This is a genomic window from Candidatus Phytoplasma citri (assembly GCF_002009625.1).
GTDB classification, from domain to species: domain Bacteria; phylum Bacillota_I; class Bacilli_A; order Acholeplasmatales; family Acholeplasmataceae; genus Phytoplasma; species Phytoplasma citri.
Map to the genome: position 1 here is coordinate 1 of NZ_MWKN01000051.1, position 4522 is coordinate 4522.

The following is a 4522-nucleotide window of genomic DNA, read 5'->3' on the forward strand; positions in this document are numbered from 1 at the left end:
GATCTTTAATAAGATTAGTTTTTTCTTGAGTTAATTCTCTAATAGTTGTATCACGAGCTTCAATAATTTTGTTTTGATCTGCGATCGTTTGATCTTTATCGTCTAAGTCTTTGATAGATTTTCTTTGAATATCGATTAATTCTTGTTTTTTTTGGTTTAATTTGTTTTGTATTTTATCGTGTTCTTGCTTAGTAGTTTCTAATTCTCTTTGTGTTTTATCTAAATCTTTGAAGATATCATCTTTCAATTTTTTGATATGTTGTTGTAAAGTCATTGATTTATTTATTGCATCATCTAATTGAATTCTTATAAAAGAAATATACCATGGATCACTTAGAATTTCAGTCATTTCATTTATATCTTTTTCAGAAATGTTCGAAGTCCCGGTATAGTAAATTTCTGGAAAAATTTTGTTATCTAAAACTGAATTACATAAATTTAATAATAATTTTTTTTGTTCGTATTCTTTCAACAATGATATTTGAAGATCTTCAATTATTTTACTTTCCGTTTTGTGTAGATGTTGATCAAAAATATTTTGTAAAAAACTGTCTTCATCTGGAATATATCTTGGTGATTTAGGTTTAGGAAATGTTGGTAATCCTTTATGGTATATTAACTCATAATATTTGGCTAATTTGTTTCTTTGTTGAAATTGATTTTTTATTTTTTCTTTTAAAATTAAAATTTTTTCTTTCGGGGAAAGATTAGGATTTATGAATAATAATTTGTTATTCTCGCTTTGTATCCAATCCCTATTATTCATAAAATCATTTTCGAGTATTTGTAATTTCTGATCATCTTTAAGTTGTTCGTTTAATATAGTTGTTCTATATTGTGTTTCTGCTAAAACTGTTTTGATAATCATAATGTAAAATAATATATTTGGTATTTGTTTATTTTTTAAAGTTATTTTTATATTTAAAGAATTATCACTAATTCTTATAGGATTTAATTGTTTTTTTAAAAATAAACCATATTTTTCCAACCTTTTTTGATTTATTCTATATTTTGTTAATAATCTGTCCGAAAGAATTATTATTGTTTCTTTTTCTGAAAATGTAGGGTTTGTGTAAATTAAATTTTTCATAATTATTATTTCATCTTGTGGAAGTACATAATAATGTAAATTTTTATCAATTTTTATATGTGCATCTTCTTGTGCTAATACGTAAGCTTTGTGTATTTGATTATTTACTTGAAATTGATTCAATAATCTCTCCTTTAAAATTAAAATTATTTCTTGTGAAGAGAGATTTGAATCTATTGAAAGTAATTTTTTTTCATCATCAGACAATTTATTTATATTAATTGAGGAACTTATTACATCCATTATATTAATTTTTAGTTTTTCCGAATTATTTATTGATTTATTAGAAGAAAATAATTTGAATTTTTTAAAATTATTGTCCAATTTAAAAAATATTATTAAAAAAAGATTTAATGACAAAAATAAAATAAAAACTACAATTAATAATTTAATGATTTTATTTTTTAGATATTTTGCCAACATAATAAAAAACCTTTTTCTGTTAATTTATCTAAATTTAATCTTTTTTTAATTAAAATACTTTTAAATTATTAAAAAAAATAAAATATAAGAAAATCAATATAACTTATATATAAAAAGATTAATTTTTTATTAAATTTACCAAAAAATAATTTTATATTATTGTCACATTTAAAATTAATTTAAAAAATTTTAATAATTTTAAAAATATTTATTTATTAAACATCAGAATTTTAAATAAAAAATTGTCATAAAAGAAAAAAATAATTTTAAAATAAAAAATATTTGAATAAAATGAAATATTTTTTAAATAATAAAAGAAAATTACAATTGAAGAATGCAAAATATAAAATAAATAGATAATTTAATTTATCTATATTAATTATTTATTAAAAAAACCGATTAAAATTAAAATTTAATTAGAATAAAAATATTGATTATAAATAAAATAAGTATATTCAAGTTTATAAACACTAAATTAATTTTTAATTTAACAATATATAATTAATTCTATCAAATATTAATATTTTTGTCAAAATTAAAAAAATAATAAAATCTAAAATAGTTCTATTTATCGAAGACAAATTAAAATAAAACATACAAAAATTATATCTAAAATATCTTTAATCAATGTTTTTAAATATTTTTATGAACTAATCAAAAAATGTCATATCAATTAAAAAAATTAAAAATAAAGCTTTCTTGCAACTATTGCAAAAAAGATCAACTAAAAAGTTGATCTTCATTTAAAAGATTATTAATTTTAATACTTTCAGGGTTCATCGCGGATTATTGATTAGTTAACTTAATATTTAGATTTTTTAAGAATCACTTTTAATTGTTATTAATTATTACAAATAAGATATTCAATTATATGTTTCCTTTAAGAAATTATTCCATTTTTCATCGTTTATCTTACTGATAATTAGTCAAATAACACAATATTTAAAAATCTTTGGCGCTTCAACAGCAAGAGTTATAATTTTACCTTCTCCTAAAGTTTCATTACAATATAAATAAGGAATCCAAATAATTTTTTGCGTTTGATCTGCTATTAATAACAATTTTTGTCTTTGTGTAATAGGAATTTTACGATTAATTAAAAATTTTTTTAATTTTTGCTTTCCAAATTTAAATTGTAATACATCTCCTGATCTCCTTGTTCTTATAATTAAAGGAAAAATAATTTGCCCATTGCTATAAAAAATTTCTTTTTGAATCATATGTGAGGGGTATATTTTGTGATCGTGATGAAAATACAAAATAGTTTTTAATGTATTAATATTATTTTCAGTTCTAACTACAGAAGTTAATTGCCATTTATAATATTTTTTAGATATTTGCCATTGGTCATTTAATTTCATTTCAAAATAAGGTTTATTTTTATTATTTAATAATGTAATAATATTATTTATTAAAACAAAATTTTTATTTATTTTTTTTCTCTCTAACAAAACTAAAATAATATTTTTTTGAATAACTATATTCAATTTACAAAAAACTTCTAAACAATAATATATAGGGATAGATTATTTACGTTTCAATAATCAGATTTATATTTCGATTATCTATTACAAACAGCCTCCCTCTAAACCGGACAAGCAAGTTTCCAAGCATCCGGCTTGCCATAATTTATTTTCTTCCGAAAACTAATTTTGTGTTACCACTAATTAGTTGTTTATTCTGATCATTTAATATCGTGATTTTTTGTTCAATTATCTGACGATAACCTTCCTTACATAATAATTACTTAACCGATCATGATTTATTTTAGCTATTAATGTATTCACGGTAATATTGTTCAATTTCAGGATTATTATGTTAAAAACTTTTGTTCCAATAATTTTGTTAGCTAAGATTGAGTAAATGATCGATAAGTATTAATTATATTATTCATCCAAAATTTAAGGGCTTGTTGGATAATAAATAATCTTGAATGATATCAGATATTCGCGAAAGCTTAATTTTATAAATATGCCAACTCTAACTATCAAATAAACAATAAATTACTGACTTCTTTCGCTCTATAAAGGTAGTTAACCTTTTTCCTGGGAGGGCGATTAGCTTAATAATTCCGTATTAAGTTTTACTTCTCCAACTACTAAAAAGTCGCTTTATCCTTGGGACTAATAGTTTTTTCTCTATCATGAATTAATTTAATAACTAGCCTTTAGGATTCTCCAAGTTACTCTAAATATCGACCTCAGTTTCTTAGGTGAAGTAACCGTTTTTTTAACAACGGTGAGATTCCAGATTTTTTTGATCGATAAACTATCCAATACTCAACAATTATATTGATAGCATCTGGACTGCTCGATTCAGTAGTTTGCGAGACAGGTTATTATCTTACATCTTCTTATTCTTCTTAGGCCTTTTCGGACTTATCCTTAAAACTATTCGGTAGCGGTATCTTTTTTGACTAACTACTTAATCGCAACCCGCTTTTAAGAACTGCTGTAATTCCTTATTCTTTCGTTTAAAGAACCGTTCTTATCCTTTCCAGTATTTATCGTTCTGGTGATTGGTTAATTCACTTGATATTTAGGCCTCTTTGGCGCCCTGTTGATGACAATGATATTTCAAAAATAAATTCGTTTGTTCTTTGACTAATTGATAAATTTCTGTTAATTGAATATGAAATTTATAAATATTTTTTAAAAAATTATGTTCCTTTTGTAAATAAGGAATAACAAATTTGCGAATTCTATTTCTAGCATAATGATCATTTTGGTTAGTTTCATCTTCTAAAAAAGAAATTTTTTTATGATTAGCATAATTAATAATTTTTTCTTTTGAAATATATAAAAAAGGTTTTAAAAACACAAATTTTTCAATCAAATAAATAGGTTGCATTCCACTATATCCTAATAAAGAACTACCTCGTGATAATTTTAATAAAATAGTTTCTGCTAAAATACGGATAGATTATTTGCGTTTCTTTGATAGTTATCAAATATTACAAATAGCCCCCGTCCAAACGGTGCGAGCAAGTTTCCAAGCACACCGCTTTCC

General features: G+C 22.1%; 3 protein-coding genes. All 3 read right to left on the minus strand.

Going from position 1 to position 4522, the window contains the following annotated elements; genetic code table 11:
* On the minus strand, nt 1–1213 hold a 1213-nt coding region (locus tag B2G44_RS01750; protein WP_143325108.1), incomplete at its 3' end, for a coiled-coil domain-containing protein.
* Between the two features lie 1226 nt (nt 1214–2439).
* On the minus strand, nt 2440–3000 hold the full coding sequence (gene tilS, locus B2G44_RS01755) for a tRNA lysidine(34) synthetase TilS (protein ID WP_078123128.1): 561 nt from the start codon (nt 2998–3000) through the stop codon (nt 2440–2442).
* A gap of 1051 nt (nt 3001–4051) precedes the next feature.
* A complete protein-coding gene (locus tag B2G44_RS01760; protein ID WP_078123129.1) occupies nt 4052–4432 on the minus strand; it encodes a PP-loop family protein in 381 nt (126 codons plus the stop codon).
* Between the last annotated feature and the right edge of the window lie 90 nt (nt 4433–4522).